The organism is Rhodobacter sp. SGA-6-6, assembly GCF_011043545.1.
GTDB lineage: Bacteria > Pseudomonadota > Alphaproteobacteria > Rhodobacterales > Rhodobacteraceae > Pseudogemmobacter.
This window is the reverse complement of sequence record NZ_JAAKGP010000001.1, coordinates 68,277-81,196: the sequence shown is the minus strand read 5'-3', so window position 1 is coordinate 81,196 and position 12,920 is coordinate 68,277. Positions and strand designations below refer to the sequence as shown.

The window sequence follows — 12,920 nt, the reverse complement described above, 5'->3', positions numbered from 1 at the left end:
AATCCCCCGGCGGGGCCATGCTGGCGGCATTTCAGACCGTATTTCACCCGGGGGATTTGCCATGGGCGATGTGGATGTGGTGGTGGTCGGCGCCGGCTGCGCCGGGCTGGCGGCGGCCAAGGCGCTGCGGGCGGCGGGCCGCTCCTTCGCGGTGGTCGAGGCGATGGACCGCATCGGCGGAAGGGCCTGGACCACCGACAGCGACTTCGGCGTGCCCTTCGACATCGGCTGCGCCTGGCTGCATGCCGGTGACCGCAATCCCTTCTACCCCGAGGCCCTGGCGGCGGGCTGGACGCTTTATCACCACGACATGGGGCTGGACCACCTCTATTTCGGCAACCGCCGCGCCAGCGACGACGAGATGGCGCGGGTGAAGGCCGCCGATGCGGCGCTGGCGGCGGCGATGGCGGCGCATTCCGGGGCCGACGACCGGCTGGCCGCGCTGATCGCCGACTGCCACTGCCTGCGCGCCAATGCCACCTTCTGCGGGCCGATGGATTTCGCCGCCGATGACGACGAGATCAGCATCGCCGATTTCAACGCCGCGGCGGAACTGGACCCGAACTTCTTCACCCGCGAGGGCTTCGGCGCGCTGGTCCACCGCTGGGGCGCCGACGTGCCGGTGACGACCGGCTGCCCGGCCACCCGCATCCGCTGGGACGGGCCGGGGGTGGAGGTGGAAACGCCGCAGGGCACCCTGCGCGGGCGGGCGGCGATCATCACCGTCTCGCCCGGGGTGCTGCAATTCGGCAGCCCCGGCTTCTACCCGGCCCTGCCCGAGGCGCATCAGGAGGCGGTCTTCGACCTGCCGATGGGCCTCCTGACCAAGATCCCGCTGCAGGTGAAGGGCGACCGGCTGGGGCTGCGGGCCTTCGACGATCTCTTGATCGAGGGGCGGGGACGCAACGACCTGTTCTTCCTGTGCTTCCCCTTCGACCTCGACCTGATGGTCGGCTTCGTCGGCGGCGATTTCGCCTGGGAGATCGAGGCGGCGGGCAGGGCAGCGGCGGTGGACTTCGCCATCGGCCGGCTGGCCGACCTGTTCGGGTCCGAGGTGCGGCGCGCCGTCGGCCACGGCAGCATGACCAACTGGGCAGCCGAGCGCCATGTCCGCGGCGCCTATGCCGCGGCGCGGCCCGGGCGGGCGGCGGCACGCGAGGTGCTGCGCCGGCCGGTCGGCGACCGTATCTGGTTCGCCGGCGAGGCGCTGGCCGGGCAGGGGCTGATGCAGACCGCGGCGGGGGCGCGGCTGTCGGGCGCCGCGGTGGCGGCCGAGGTGATGGCGGCGATCCCGGCCTGAGCCGGTCAGAACGGCTTGACCACCACCGCCCAGAGGATGGCGATCACGCCGATCACGCTGATCTCGTTGAAGATGCGCAGGAACATCTCGCTCTCGCGGAACTCCCCCCGCCGGGCGCGGACCACGAGGACGCCGGTCCAGACGTAATGCGCGGCCAGCAGGACGACCAGGGTCAGCTTCAGGTGGACCCAAGGCTCGAAGCCCCAGACGCTCCAGGCCAGCCACAGGCCGGTGATCAGCGCGATCACCCCCAAGCCGGCGGAGAAGCGGTAAAGCCGCACCGTCAGATCGCCGAGCGGGCCGAACTCCCCCAGCCTTTGCCATTCGCGCCGCCAGTAGATCAGCGCGCGCGGCACGGCGAAGATGGAGGTCATCCAGCCCATGACGCAGAGGATATGTATGATCTTGACCCAGTCCATGCGCCGCAGGCTGATCGCAAAGCGGCGGCGGATGCAAGGGGTCTGGGAAGGATGGGTGGCCGGGCGGGAACCGGCGAGGCATTGCCTCACCCCGCCCGTGCGAGCGGGTTCACCCGGAGACGAAGGCAACGCAAGACCCCGGGAGGCCAGCGTCCGCCCGGGCGGGCGAGAAGCGCCCGCCGAGGGGCGGTCGGGCGCTGGCCGGGACTTGTGGTCCCGTCCGGTCCAGGTTGAAACCGTGCGCTGTGGCGAAGGCGATGGCCTTCGCCAGCACAGGCGGGAACGCCGGATGCTCTAGGGATTGCAAGCGGCGATGGTGCGGGCCAGCGTCACGATCATCTCGGGGTAGAGCGCCGGGCCGGGCTCGAAGGTCGTGCCCTCGGGGTCCAGCGCGCCGCCGACCTTGGCGCCGGTCGCCTCGGCCAGCCGGGTGACCAGCGCGGGGTCGTGCTGCGCCTCGGGGAAGAGGCAGGCGGCGGCGCCGGCCTTTTCCTGCAATTCGGCCAGGTGCCGGGCGCCGGGGGCGGCGGCATCGCCGGCCGAGACGGTGCCGGCGACGGTCAGGCCGTAATGGGCGGTGAAATAGCCGTAGGCGTCGTGGAAGGCGATGAAGGGCCGGTCCTTCACCGGCGCCAGCAGCGCGGCGGCCTCGGCATCGGCGGCCTCGGTGGCGGCCACGGCGGCGGCGGCATTGGCGGCATAGGCGGCGGCGTTCTCCGGGTCCAGCCGCGACAGTTCCGCCGCGATCACCTGCGTCCAGAGCTTGCCGTTCTCGGGGTCGAGCCAAGCATGGGGGTCGAGGCCGGTGTGGACATGATCATGGCCCTCGGCGTCGTCGTGGTCGTGATCATGCTCCGCTTCGTGGTCATGGTCGCCGTGCTCATGCGCCTCGCCTTCCGCATGATCGTGACCATGCTCGTCCTGCGCCGCGAAGTCCTGCCGGTAGGTCCCGGGCGCTTCCAGCAGGGCCAGCGCCTCCGCTCCCTCGGGCCGGGCGGCCAGCGCCTTTTTCAGCCAGGGCGACAGCTGCGGCCCGACCCAGAGCACCAGGTCTGCGCCCACGACCGATTCCATCTGGCTGGGCCGCAGCTGGAATCCGTGCGGCGAGGCGCCGCGGTCCAGAAGCAGCACCGGTGTGCCGAGGTCGCCCATCACCGCGGCGGCCAGCGAATGCACCGGCGGAGTATCGGCCACCACCGCGGGCACCTCGGCGAGGGCGGGAAGCGCTGCGGCGCTGGTCAGCAGGAAGGATATGATATAACGCATCGGAAGACCCCGGGCTTGTCGGAATGGCGAGGGGTATGTATGTTATATCATAACGTGTCAAGGGGCGATCATGGCCGCACCGCATTCCCATGCCGAAACCTGCCCCGGCTGCGCCGATCCCGGCGCGGCCTTCTCGACCCATGACCACGGCCATTGCGCGGCGGATGTGCTGGAACGGGCCGAGGCCTTGGCGGCGGAACAGGGCGCGCGCTTCACCCCGGTGCGGCGCCGGGTGCTGGAGATATTGCTGGAGGAGCACAAGGCGCTTGGCGCCTATGACGTGCTGCAGCGGCTGGCGGCCGAGGGCTTCGGCAACCAGCCGCCGGTGGCCTATCGGGCGCTGGAGTTCCTGGTGGACCAGGGCTTCGCCCATCGCATCCGCCGGCTGAATGCCTTCACCGCCTGTATGCACCCCGGCGAGGCCCATGCCCCCGCCTTCCTGATCTGCCGCGGCTGCGACGCCGTGGCCGAGGCCCCCGCCGCCCCGGTCCGCGTCGCGCTGGAGGCCGCCGCGGGCGCGGTCGGCTTCACCGTCGAGCGGTCGAACATCGAGGCTTTGGGGTTGTGCCCCGCCTGCCGGGAGGCGCAGGAATGAACCTGATCGAGGCGCGGCATCTCTGCGTCCGGCTGGGCGGGGCGGAGATATTGCACGACATCTCGCTGGCGGTGCGGCCGGGCGAGATCATCACCGTGGTCGGGCCGAACGGGTCCGGCAAGTCGACGCTGCTGCGCGCGCTTCTCGGCATCCTGCCGCCGGCCGGGGGGCAGGTGGTGCGGGCGCCGGGGCTGCGGCTGGGATATGTGCCGCAGCGGTTGCAGATCGACCGCTCGATGCCGATCACGGTCCGCCGCTTCCTGTCGCTGCCGCTGCGCGTCACCGATGCGCAGGCGGCCGAGGTGCTGGCCCGGGTGGGCATGGAGGACAGCGGAGCCTTGCAGATGGCGGCGCTGTCGGGCGGGCAGTTGCAGCGGGTGCTGCTGGCGCGCGCGCTGCTGTCGCGGCCGCAGGTGCTGATGCTGGACGAGCCGACGCAGGGGCTGGACCAGCCCGGCGAGGCGGCGTTCTACCGGCTGATCGAGGAGGTGCGGGCCAATACCGGCTGCGCGGTGCTGATGGTCAGCCACGACCTGCATGTGGTGATGGCGGCCAGCGACCGGGTGGTCTGCCTGAACGGCCATGTCTGCTGCGAGGGCACGCCGCAGGTGGTGTCCTCGGCCCCGGAATACCGGGCGCTGTTCGGGCTGGGGACGCAAGGCGCGCTGGCGTTGTATCGCCACGAGCACGACCACGACCATCCGCACGTCCATGATCACGATCATGGGCACGATCATCACGGCCACCATCATGCTTGACGATTTCCTGGTGCGGGCGGCGCTGGCCGGGGTGGGGCTGTCGCTGGCCACCGGCCCCCTGGGCGCCTTCGTGGTCTGGCGGCGGATGGCCTATTTCGGCGATGCCACCGCCCATGCCGCGATCCTCGGCGTGGCGCTGGCGCTGGCGACCGACCTGCCGGTGGCGGCGGGCACGCTGGTGGTGGCACTGGCGATGGCGGTCGCGGTGGCCGGGCTGGCGGCAAAGGGCTGGGCGCTGGACACCACGCTGGGGGTGATGGCGCATTCGGCGCTGGCCTTCGGGCTGGTGGCGGTCAGCTTCCTGCCGCAGGTGCGCACTGACCTGTCGGCCTGGCTGTTCGGCGACATCCTGGCGGTGTCGAAGGCGGACCTGGCGCTGATCTGGGGCGGCGCGGCGGCGGTCGTGGCGCTTCTGGCCTGGCGCTGGCAGGCGCTGCTGGCCTCGACGCTGAACGAGGACCTCGCCCATTCCGCCGGCATCCGCCCGGCCCGCGAGCGGCTGGTGCTGGTTATCGCGCTGGCGCTGGTGGTCGCCGTGGCGCTGAAGGTGGTGGGGGCGCTGCTGATCTCGGCCATGCTGATCATCCCGGCGGCGGCGGCGCGCGGGCTGGCGCGCAGCCCGGAGGGGATGGCCCTCGGTGCGGTGGCGGTGGGGGCGGTCTCGGCGCTGGCCGGGCTGCGGCTGTCGCTGTGGCAGGACACGCCCGCCGGGCCGTCGATGGTGGTCGCCGCCGCGGCGGTCTTCGCGGCGGCAGCGCTGTTCGGGCGGATGCGGCGGCCCTGAGGCCGGGAATGCCTGGCCTCCATGGCGAAGGCGCGTGCCTTCGCCACAGCACAACGCTTCCCCTTGTCCGGCCGGGTGCCCAAAGCACCCGGCCAGCGCCCGCCCCGCCCTCGGCGGGCGCTTCTCGCCCGCCGGGTCGGGCGCTGGCCTCTCGGGGTTCATGCTGCCACCGTCTCCGGGTGCAACCCTTGCGCACGGGCGGGGCGAGGCAGTGCCTCGCCTGTTCCCGCCCGGCCGAACCTTCTGCGCTGGACGCCTGCCGTCAGGACAGCGCCCGCCTCAGCGCCGGGATCGGACCCAGCACCGCAAGGTCCAGTGCGATCACCGCCAGCAGCGCCAGCCCCAGCATCGGGAAGGCCATCGACAGCGCCAGCATGATCAGCAGCGCGCCCTTGGCATAGGGCAGGTCCTCGGGCCGCGGCGGGGCGGCAAGACGCAGCGCCCCGGCGGGCCGGCGCTTCCACCACAGCACCAGCCCCGAGACGGCAAGGAAGATCACCGACAGGCAGAAGCCGGTGTTCAGCGCGAGGTTCCACAGGCCCAGGTCGCCCTCGTGGAAGGCGACGCCCCAGGCCATCGCCCGGGCATAGGCGGAGTAATCGGCATAGCGCACGTCGGCCAGGACGTTGCCGGTATGGCGGTCGATGTGGAGGGTGCGGTCCGCCGCCGGGTCCGGCCCGTCGTTCGACATGCTGTCGTGCGAGACGGTCCAGACCCCGGTGCCATCCTTCGGCAGGGTGATCTGGTAGCGGTGCCGGAAGCCCAGGGCATCGGCGAAACCCGCCACCGCATCCAGCGTCACCGGCCCGGCTATCGCCGCCGCCCCGGCCAGCGAGCCGCTTTCCGGCAGCGGCGTCTGCTCCAGCCCCCAGGGGACTTCCTTGGCGGCGCCGTGGTTCATGCTGGCGTGCAGGTCCTCGGACAGCGGCACGTTGTCCCATTTCTCGGCCGGGAAGGTGGACCAGGCCTGGACGAACTTCTCGCCCCAGACCCCGGACCAGCTGAGGCCCGAGATCAGGAACAGCACCAGGAGGGCCGAGACCCAGAGGCCGACCACCCCGTGCAGCGATTTCCACAAGGCGCGGCCCCGGGCGGAGGCCTGCACCTTCAGCGCCCGGCCCCAGCCTGTGCCGCCGCGGGGCCAGTGCAGGTAGAGGCCGGTGGCGCAGAGCAGCAGGCCCAGGCTGGCCGCGGCCTCGATCAGCCGGTCGCCGAGCGTGCCCAGCATCAGCGTGCCGTGCAGGGTGGTGGCGAAATCATACCACCCGGCCCGCCAGGGGAAGGTGTTCAGCACCGCGCCGGTATAGGGGTCCAGCGTGACGCCGGTGGTGGCTTCCCCATCGGCCACCGCGAAGGCGGCGGTATGTGCGGGCGACAGCGGCGAGACATATTGCGTGGCCTTGCCGCCCGGCACGGCGGCCTCGGCCGCGGCCTGCAGGGCACTGACGGCCAGCGGCGCGCCCGAGGGCGCGACGGTCATCCGCTCGTCGCCGATGCCGGAGAGGAAGGCGATCCACAGCATGATCAGGCCGGTGACGGCCAGCATCAGCAGGAAGGGGATGACATAGAGCCCGGCGTAGAAATGCCAGCGCCAGGCGGCGAAATAGAGCTTGCTTGCGGCTGCGGGGGCCGCGGGGGCGCTCGCCCCCCGGAAGGTGTCGGTCATGGTTGCTCCGTTGTCTGAGGTTTCGTCGGGAAACGTCAGGCAGCGGGCGGGGGGCCGGTGGCGGGCGGCAGGCCGGTGGCGGCGGCATCGGCCAGCACCGGCGGCGGGGCGGGCGGGGCCAGCCGTGTCGTGGACAGCACTGCCGTCAGGACGGCAAGCGGGGCGGGCGTCAGATCGGCGGCGAACTGGCCGCAGGACCAGTCGCAATGGCCGGTCTTGCCCTGCGGCGCCTTTTCGGCGGGCTGGCCGGTGGCCAGGTCCAGCACTATCTCGACCGGGCCGCCGTCGGTGCAAAGCACCATGATCAGCGTGCCCTCGGCGGTGCGGGCGGGCATGGCTGCGGCAGGCAGCAGCGACATCAGCAGGAAGGGCGCAAGCAGCACCCAGACCAGCGCGGCCCGCAGGCCCTGTCGCATTCCCCTTGCCATGCCGCCAGCGCTACAGCCGCACGGGGCGGGCGGTCAAGCGCGGCCTTGCCTGCCTGCGACATGTGGCGCATGTCGTTTTCGGATGCGAAGGGTCGGGCCGGCTTGTCCGGCGGGGGCGCGCTCTGGCAGATATGGGCCGAAACTTTCCGGGGAGTCGGTCCGATGAAGACGCATGTGAAGGCGCTGGTGGTGGGCGGGGGTGCCGTGGGCACGGGGATCGCCTATCACCTGGCGAAGGCCGGCTGGGACACCATGCTGGTGGAGCGCGACGAGCTGACCTCGGGCTCCACCTGGCACGCCGCGGGGCTGCTGCCGCTGTTCAACATGTCTTACGCCACCACCCACATCCACAAGTATTCGGTGGATTTCTACAAGGGGCTGGAGGCCGAGACCGGGCTGAACGCGGGCTTCTACGTCGTCGGCAACCTGCGGATGGCGCAGCGGCAGGAGCGGATGGACGAATACATGCTGTATTCCTCGGTGGCGGAAACCGCCGGGGTCTACCATGAATTCCTGACCCCGGCGCAGATCAAGGAGCGCTGGCCGCTGGTGCGGACCGAGGACCTTGTGGGCGCGCTGTTCCACCCGCAGGACGGCTATATCAACCCGGCCGATGTGACCCAGGCCATGGCCAAGGGCGCCCGCCAGCGCGGCGTGACCATCGAGCGGAAGATCCAGGTCGATGCCTATCGCTGGACCGGCAGCGAGTGGATCGTCTCGGTGATGCGGATGGAGGAGAAGGGCGGGATGCTGGTTCCGTCCGAGGAGAAATACGAGATCCATGCCGAGCATGTGGTGACCGCCACCGGCAACCACGCGCAGCGCACGGCGCGGCTGTTGGGGATCAAGATCCCGGCGATCCCGGTGGAGCACCAGTATATCGTCACCGAGCCGGACCCGATGCTGGTGGAATATCGGAAAAACCACCCGGAGCATCCGGTCCTGCGCGATGCCGATGCCAAGTGGTATGTCCGGGAAGAACGCGGCGGCTGGATTCTGGGGCCTTACGAATACGGCGCCCCGGCGCGGTTCGAGTATGAAGTGCCCGACAGCTTCCGCGCCGACCTGTTCCCGCTGGACCTTGAACGGATCGAGGCGGAATACATGTCGATGATCCATCGACTGCCGTCCTCCGAGACCGTGGGGCTGAAGGACGATTTCAACGGCCCGATCTGCTACACCCCCGACGGCAACCCGCTGGTCGGCCCGGCCCCGGGCCTGCGCAACATGTGGCTGGCGGAAGGGTTCAGCTTCGGCATCACCGCGGCGGGCGGCACCGGCCATTACCTGGCCCAGCTGATGACGGAAGGCGAGGCCGAGATCGACATGGCCTCCCTGGACCCGAAACGCTACGGGTCGTGGATGACCACGGAATATGCGGCGCGGAAGAACGAGGAATGCTACAACCACGTCTTCATCCTGCACCATCCGGACGAGGAGCGCGAAGCCTGCCGGCCGCTGCGCACCGCGCCGGCCTATGACCGCCAGATCGGCATGGGCGCGCAGATGGGGCAGGTGAACGGCTGGGAACGGCCGAACTACTACGGGCCCAAGGATGCGCCGGCGAATTTCGACCATGACAGCCGCAGCTTCCGCCGCGGCGCCTGGTGGCCCTATGCCAAGGCCGAAGCCGAGGCGGTCAGGAACACCGTAGGCATCATCGACGCCTCCGCCTTCACCAAGCACCTGCTGCGCGGGCCGGGGGCGACGGCCTTCCTCGACCATTTCACCTGCAACAAGCTGCCGAACGTGGGCCGGATCAACCTGACCTATGCCCTGACCGAGCATGGCACCACGCGGACGGAATACACCATCGTCCGGCTGAAACAGGACGAATACTACCTGATCTCGGCCGGGGCCTGGACGGCCTATGACTATGATTTCCTGCAAAAATGCGCCGACGACTGGATGGCGGATGGCGGCGGCCATATCGAGATCCACGACATCACCACGCAATGGGGCGTCTATGCGCTGGCCGGTCCGAATGCCCGCGCCCTGCTCAAGGACATCGTCAAGGATCGCGATCCGGCGACCGTGCTGGGCAACAAGCGCTTCCCCTGGCTCAGCTACCGCGACATCGAACTGGGCATGTGCCCGGTCCGGGCGATCCGGGTGGCCTATACCGGCGAACTCGGCTGGGAACTGCACTACCCGATCGAATTCGGCCGCTACCTCTGGGACCTGATCTGGTCTGTGGGTGAGAAGCACGGGCTGAAACCCGTCGGCGCCCGGGCGCAGAACTGGCTGCGGCAGGAGAAAAGCTACCGCGCCTTCGGCAACGAACTCGGCCGCGACGCCACCCCGCTGGAGGCCGCGCTGGATCGCTTCGTCGACCTGTCGAAAGACTTCCGCGGCAAGGCGAAGATGCTGGAGACCGGCATCCGCGCCAAATGCGTGACGCTGCTGATCGACGGGCCTTCGGACACCGATCCCTGGGGCAAGGAGGCGCTGATCCATGACGGCCAGAAGATCGGCCGGCTGACCTCGGGCGGGTATTCGGTGGCCTTCGGCAAGCAGATCGGCATGGGCTATGTCCGCCCCGACCTGGCCGAACCGGGCACGAAGCTGAAGGTGAAGATCCAGCTGAAGGAATGGGACGCGGTGGTGACCGAGGACAGCCCCTTCGACCCGACCAACGCCCGCATCCGGGTGGACGGCTGACGTTCGTTGCAGGACACGGGAAAGAACCGGGGCCGCTCCGCAGGGGCGGCCCTTATCTTATCTTGCCGGTCACCTTGGCCCACCACCAGCGGGTGCCGACCAGCAGGAAGCGCCAGTCGCGGAAGAACTCGGGCGGTTTGCCCTCGATGGCATGGCCGATGAATTGCAGCGCCCAGCCGACGACGAACAGGGCCAGTGCCCAGGGCCAGAGGCCGGAGATGAAAGGGGACAGCAGGAACAGCGCCAGCGAGATCACGATCATCGGGATGCCGATGCTGTGGGTCAGCTGGTTCCAGCGGTTCATGTGGCTGCGCCGATAATCCTCGACCCAGTCCTGCATCGGGCGTCCGCCAAGCATCGTCTCCTCCCTCGCTGACAGGGGGAAGCCTGCGCCCGGGACGGCGTTCCCGCAAGGGGGACGCAACGTCAGCCGAAGCGGCTGGCCCAGCAGGGTTGCAGGTCGCCGGGCATCGGCCGGGCCAGGAAGACCGCCCGGGCGATGGCGCGGGCCAGGCAGGTGGCGGCGGCATGGCCGATCTGGAAGCCCTCGGTCGTCGGGTCGGCCAGCGGCCGCGCTCCGGTGGCGGCGGCGAAGACCAGATCGCCGTCCAGCGGCGTGTGCGAGGGCACCAGCGCCCGCGCCATGCCGTCATGCGCCGCCACCGCCATCCGCTGCGCCTGCGCCTTGGTCAGGGCGGCGTCGGTGGCGACGATGGCGATGGTGGTGGCCTCACCGAGCCGTTTGCGCGGCAGCGGGGCGTCCTGCGGTATCGCCGGCGCGGGGCCGAGGCCGCCGAACTCCGCCCCTTCCTCGAAGGGCGCGGCCCAGAACTGCGGGCCTTCGCCCACCGTGGCGGAACCGAGCGCGTTCACCGCGACCAGCGCCCCCACCGTGACGCCCGAGGGCAGGGTGCAGGAGGCCGAGCCGAGGCCGCCTTTCAGATTTCCGGTCATCGTCCCGAAGCCCGCGCCGGCGGTGCCCAAGGCGAACACATCCGCCGCCGCAAGGAAGGCGGCACGGCCGAGCGCGGGATAGGGGCTGTCGCGCCAGTCCTTGTCGCCGCCGTTCAGCAGGTCGAACAGGATCGCTCCCGGCACGATCGGCACCCGCACCGGCCCGACCGGAAAGCCCCGTCCGGCCTCGCGCAGCGCCGCCATCACCCCGGTGCCGGCATCCAGCCCGAAGGCCGATCCACCGGAGAGGAAAAGCGCATCCACCCGCTCGACCATGCGGTCGGGGGCCAGCAGGTCGGTCTCGCGGGTGCCTGGCGACCCGCCCATCACCTGCACCGCCGCCACGAAGGGCCGCTCCGCGGTCAGCACGGTCACGCCGGAGCGCAGGCCCGCGTCCTCGGCATTGCCGACCAGCAGGCCCGGCACATCGGTGATCAGGTTCCGTCTGCCCGGCCGCATCGTCTTCCTCCGCCCCTTTGCGGCCAGACTAGCCGGAAAGGCTCAGAAGTCGAAGAGGTCGGAGAGGAAGCTCTCGCGCCGCTTGCGCTTGCCGTAGCGGTAGTCGTCGTCATCATCGTCGTGATCGCGCGACCGCCGGCGCTCCTGCGGGGCGGCGCTGCGGGGCTCGGGCTGGTAGACCGGCGCGGCCGGCTGGGGCGCCACCGCCTGCGGGGCAGGAGATGCCGCGCCGGCGCGGTCGATGATCTTGTCCAGTTCCCCGCGGTCCAGCCAGACTCCGCGGCATTTGGGGCAATAGTCGATCTCCACCCCGCCACGGTCGGCCATCACCAGCGTCTCGCCATCCACCGGACATTGCATCTTGGTCGATCCCCTCTCATGTTGCAGCCCTTTACATGGGCAGGCTTTTTCCGGCTGCAAGGGGCCGCCCCGGGTCCGCCTGCCGGAAAATGGCGGGAAACCGCCGTCCCCTGTGGCACCAGCCCCGCGCTTTGTTCGGAAATGTCGCATTGCGGTCTTGACGCCGGGGGGGCGGGCAGGGACATGGTGCCGTGTCAATCCGCCGCAAGCATCGAGTCTCACCGTGAACAGCCTTGCCCTGCGTCTTGCAGTTTTCCTTCTGATCCCGGCGCTTGCCGCCTGCGGCCCACGATCCGAGCCGGAAGCGCCCCCCGCCGGGGTGCCGGGCTACGAGGCGGTGCAGGACGGCGACATCCTGATCCCGGCGGTGGACCCGAAATACCTGATCGAGGGCAACGTCAAGGAAGTGGTGCCCTATACTGCCGACGACCCGGCGGACTCGATCGTGGTCGATGTCTATGCGCGCAAGCTCTACTGGGTGCATGGCGACGGCACCGCCACCCGCTACGGCATCGCCGTCGGGCGCGAGGGGATCAGCTTCCGCGGCACCGGCTATGTCGGGCGCAAGGCGGAATGGCCCAGCTGGACGCCGACCGCCAACATGATCCGCACCCGCCCCGACCTTTACGCCGAATATGCCGGCGGCCTGCCGGGCGGCCTGGAGAATCCGCTGGGGGCGCGGGCGCTCTATCTCTACCGCGGCGGGCGGGACACGATGTTCCGCATCCACGGCACCATCGACAATGCCAGCGTGGGCCGCGCCACCAGCGCCGGCTGCATCCGGCTGTTCAACCAGGATGCGCTCGACCTGTTCGAGAAGGCCCCCATCGGCACCCGGGTCAAGGTGCGGACCGAGGCGGAAAGCCTGGCGGTCGAGGGGCCCTACATGGACGACGCCTTCGGCCGGGTGATGCCCGACACGCCGGAGAACCGCGCCAAGCGGGCCGAGGACGAGGAGAAGCTGGCGCGGAAGGCCGAAGAGGATCGCGTCGCCGCCGAGAAGGCCGAGGCGAAGCGCCTGCGCCAGTGCAAGCGCCGCGGCATCCCGGAAGACGACTGCCCGCCGCTGCATGTCGAGGACATCGAGGCGGTGGAAGCCATGGCGGGCACCAGCGGCGCGCATGGGTGAGCGCTTTGCGGCAACACAACACGAGAGGGGCCGCCCGCAGGGGCGGCCTTTTGCGTGAGAGGGGTGCGGGTCAGACGGCGGGGTGAACCCCGCCCTACCGGCCTCCGTCCATCGGACCGGCCGCGAACTGCCGTAGGGCGG

General features: G+C 70.4%; 13 protein-coding genes. 6 read left to right on the top strand and 7 right to left on the bottom strand.

What is annotated here, in order from left to right; genetic code table 11:
* Positions 1-61: 61 nt before the first annotated feature.
* Entirely contained in the window at positions 62-1,300 is a 1,239-nt protein-coding gene (locus G5B31_RS00395) for an FAD-dependent oxidoreductase (protein ID WP_165012692.1), read from the top strand.
* Positions 1,301-1,305: 5 nt separating this feature from the next.
* Here the strand turns inward: G5B31_RS00395 and G5B31_RS00390 are convergent, their stop codons facing one another.
* Together G5B31_RS00390 and G5B31_RS00385 are read right to left on the bottom strand one after the other, a co-directional pair.
* The gene (locus tag G5B31_RS00390; protein ID WP_165012690.1) at positions 1,306-1,719 is read right to left on the bottom strand and encodes a CopD family protein; all 414 of its coding nucleotides are present in this window, start codon (positions 1,717-1,719) and stop codon (positions 1,306-1,308) included.
* 294 nt (positions 1,720-2,013) lie between these two features.
* Positions 2,014-2,985 (bottom strand): zinc ABC transporter substrate-binding protein, encoded by a 972-nt coding sequence (locus G5B31_RS00385; protein WP_165012688.1) that lies wholly within the window; start codon positions 2,983-2,985, stop codon positions 2,014-2,016.
* A 70-nt stretch (positions 2,986-3,055) separates the two neighbouring features.
* Here G5B31_RS00385 and G5B31_RS00380 point away from each other — a divergent pair, with 70 nt between their 5' ends.
* Genes G5B31_RS00380 through G5B31_RS00370 form a run of 3 tightly spaced genes read left to right on the top strand, consistent with a single transcriptional unit; the run spans position 3,056 to position 5,122 of the window.
* Entirely contained in the window at positions 3,056-3,580 is a 525-nt protein-coding gene (locus G5B31_RS00380) for a transcriptional repressor (protein ID WP_165012686.1), read from the top strand.
* Positions 3,577-4,338, top strand: a complete 762-nt coding sequence (locus G5B31_RS00375; RefSeq protein WP_165012684.1) for a metal ABC transporter ATP-binding protein — start codon at positions 3,577-3,579, stop codon at positions 4,336-4,338. Before G5B31_RS00380 ends, G5B31_RS00375 begins: the two co-directional genes overlap by 4 nt.
* Positions 4,331-5,122: a metal ABC transporter permease gene (locus G5B31_RS00370; protein WP_165013707.1), complete on the top strand. Its 792-nt coding sequence runs from the start codon at positions 4,331-4,333 to the stop codon at positions 5,120-5,122. Before G5B31_RS00375 ends, G5B31_RS00370 begins: the two co-directional genes overlap by 8 nt.
* Before the next feature lie 262 nt (positions 5,123-5,384).
* On the opposite strand, the gene G5B31_RS00365 is transcribed toward G5B31_RS00370, so the two are convergent.
* Both G5B31_RS00365 and G5B31_RS00360 read right to left on the bottom strand, forming a co-directional pair.
* The gene (locus G5B31_RS00365) at positions 5,385-6,788 is read right to left on the bottom strand and encodes a PepSY domain-containing protein (protein WP_165012682.1); all 1,404 of its coding nucleotides are present in this window, start codon (positions 6,786-6,788) and stop codon (positions 5,385-5,387) included.
* Positions 6,789-6,823: 35 nt separating this feature from the next.
* Complete coding sequence (locus G5B31_RS00360; RefSeq protein ID WP_165012680.1) at positions 6,824-7,204, bottom strand: DUF2946 family protein; 381 nt, start codon at positions 7,202-7,204, stop codon at positions 6,824-6,826.
* Positions 7,205-7,378: 174 nt separating this feature from the next.
* On the opposite strand from G5B31_RS00360, the gene G5B31_RS00355 reads away from it, so the two are divergent.
* Complete coding sequence (locus tag G5B31_RS00355) at positions 7,379-9,877, top strand: FAD-dependent oxidoreductase (protein ID WP_165012678.1); 2,499 nt, start codon at positions 7,379-7,381, stop codon at positions 9,875-9,877.
* A 52-nt stretch (positions 9,878-9,929) separates the two neighbouring features.
* Here G5B31_RS00355 and G5B31_RS00350 read toward each other — a convergent pair whose 3' ends face one another.
* From G5B31_RS00350 to G5B31_RS00340, 3 genes are all read right to left on the bottom strand, one after another.
* Positions 9,930-10,235 carry an Mpo1-like protein gene (locus G5B31_RS00350; protein WP_165012676.1) on the bottom strand — a complete coding sequence of 102 codons (306 nt, stop codon included), beginning with the start codon at positions 10,233-10,235 and terminating at the stop codon, positions 9,930-9,932.
* Between the two features lie 68 nt (positions 10,236-10,303).
* Positions 10,304-11,290, bottom strand: a complete 987-nt coding sequence (locus G5B31_RS00345) for a P1 family peptidase (protein ID WP_165012674.1) — start codon at positions 11,288-11,290, stop codon at positions 10,304-10,306.
* Between the two features lie 42 nt (positions 11,291-11,332).
* Positions 11,333-11,650: a zf-TFIIB domain-containing protein gene (locus tag G5B31_RS00340; RefSeq protein WP_165012672.1), complete on the bottom strand. Its 318-nt coding sequence runs from the start codon at positions 11,648-11,650 to the stop codon at positions 11,333-11,335.
* A gap of 223 nt (positions 11,651-11,873) precedes the next feature.
* Here G5B31_RS00340 and G5B31_RS00335 point away from each other — a divergent pair, with 223 nt between their 5' ends.
* The gene (locus G5B31_RS00335; RefSeq protein WP_165012670.1) at positions 11,874-12,779 is read left to right on the top strand and encodes a L,D-transpeptidase; all 906 of its coding nucleotides are present in this window, start codon (positions 11,874-11,876) and stop codon (positions 12,777-12,779) included.
* The last annotated feature ends 141 nt before the right edge of the window (positions 12,780-12,920 follow it).

Excerpts from the sequence above, each read along its gene's own strand:
- G5B31_RS00395 (WP_165012692.1), top strand. The coding sequence starts at position 62 with ATGGGCGATGTGGATGTGGTGGTGGTCGGCGCCGGCTGCGCCGGGCTG.
- G5B31_RS00390 (WP_165012690.1), bottom strand. The coding sequence starts at position 1,719 with ATGGACTGGGTCAAGATCATACATATCCTCTGCGTCATGGGCTGGATG.
- G5B31_RS00385 (WP_165012688.1), bottom strand. The coding sequence starts at position 2,985 with ATGCGTTATATCATATCCTTCCTGCTGACCAGCGCCGCAGCGCTTCCC.
- G5B31_RS00380 (WP_165012686.1), top strand. The coding sequence starts at position 3,056 with ATGGCCGCACCGCATTCCCATGCCGAAACCTGCCCCGGCTGCGCCGAT.
- G5B31_RS00375 (WP_165012684.1), top strand. The coding sequence starts at position 3,577 with ATGAACCTGATCGAGGCGCGGCATCTCTGCGTCCGGCTGGGCGGGGCG.
- G5B31_RS00370 (WP_165013707.1), top strand. The coding sequence starts at position 4,331 with ATGCTTGACGATTTCCTGGTGCGGGCGGCGCTGGCCGGGGTGGGGCTG.
- G5B31_RS00365 (WP_165012682.1), bottom strand. The coding sequence starts at position 6,788 with ATGACCGACACCTTCCGGGGGGCGAGCGCCCCCGCGGCCCCCGCAGCC.
- G5B31_RS00360 (WP_165012680.1), bottom strand. The coding sequence starts at position 7,204 with ATGCGACAGGGCCTGCGGGCCGCGCTGGTCTGGGTGCTGCTTGCGCCC.
- G5B31_RS00355 (WP_165012678.1), top strand. The coding sequence starts at position 7,379 with ATGAAGACGCATGTGAAGGCGCTGGTGGTGGGCGGGGGTGCCGTGGGC.
- G5B31_RS00350 (WP_165012676.1), bottom strand. The coding sequence starts at position 10,235 with ATGCTTGGCGGACGCCCGATGCAGGACTGGGTCGAGGATTATCGGCGC.
- G5B31_RS00345 (WP_165012674.1), bottom strand. The coding sequence starts at position 11,290 with ATGCGGCCGGGCAGACGGAACCTGATCACCGATGTGCCGGGCCTGCTG.
- G5B31_RS00340 (WP_165012672.1), bottom strand. The coding sequence starts at position 11,650 with ATGCAATGTCCGGTGGATGGCGAGACGCTGGTGATGGCCGACCGTGGC.